The following is an 873-nucleotide window of genomic DNA, read 5'->3' on the forward strand; positions in this document are numbered from 1 at the left end:
TGATATTGAAAATGATATGGGGGATAGAGAAGTGAAATGGATTTATATTGGGATAAACGAACAATCCAATCACTGGTATAGCCATTCGGTCTACCTCTCTAAAATAATAAATATAGCATGTTGTCCCAATAGTTTCGATGATTGTCCTTAAAGACAATTTTATTGCTTAATTTTTCCTATCATGATTCGAGTATGACTAAATGATTGGATCTGGAACATGAATAAAATTTTAAGTAGCTCTGTTATTGCACTCTCTCTGGCAATGGCTTCAGTCCATTTATATGCGAATGATAAGGTGGTTCAGCGAGATACTTCTAAAGTTACGCATATACAAGAAATTCGCAATGCAACGATTAAAGTAACCTATGCTGATACGACTTTTTTAATTGACCCAATGTTTGCTAAAAAAGGATTCTATGAAGGTTTTCCTGATACTCATCGTAGCTATTTACGGAACCCATTAGTCGATTTGCCTATCAAGCCCGAAACGATTTTAGAAGGTGTAGATGCGGTAATCGTGACCCATACCCATTTAGATCATTGGGATGATGCAGCACAAGCGACTATTCCGAAAAACATGCCGTTGTTTGTACAGAATAAAGAAGACCAGAAAATCATTCAGTCACAAGGCTTCAAAGATGTTCGTGTATTAACTCAAGCGACCTTTGAAGGGATTAAGCTCACTAAAACTGGTGGTCAACACGGTACTGATGCCATGTACCGTATTCCTAAGCTTAAAGCTGGATTAGGTGAAGCAATGGGTGTGGTATTTGAAGCTGCTGGCCATGAAACTGTTTATGTGGCAGGAGATACCATCTGGCGTTCTGAAGTTGATCAAGCGATTCAAACATTTAAACCTGATGTGATTGTCTT

Annotated in this window: 1 protein-coding gene; it reads left to right on the plus strand. The window is 38.0% G+C overall.

Annotation, left to right across the window (positions count from 1 at the left end):
* Window positions 1-217: 217 nt before the first annotated feature.
* The coding region (locus MF4640_RS18780) for an MBL fold metallo-hydrolase (RefSeq protein WP_078390500.1) at window positions 218-873 on the plus strand (656 nt) is incomplete at its 3' end.

Origin of the sequence: Acinetobacter sp. MF4640 (assembly GCF_002018895.1) — a bacterium.
GTDB lineage: Bacteria > Pseudomonadota > Gammaproteobacteria > Pseudomonadales > Moraxellaceae > Acinetobacter > Acinetobacter johnsonii.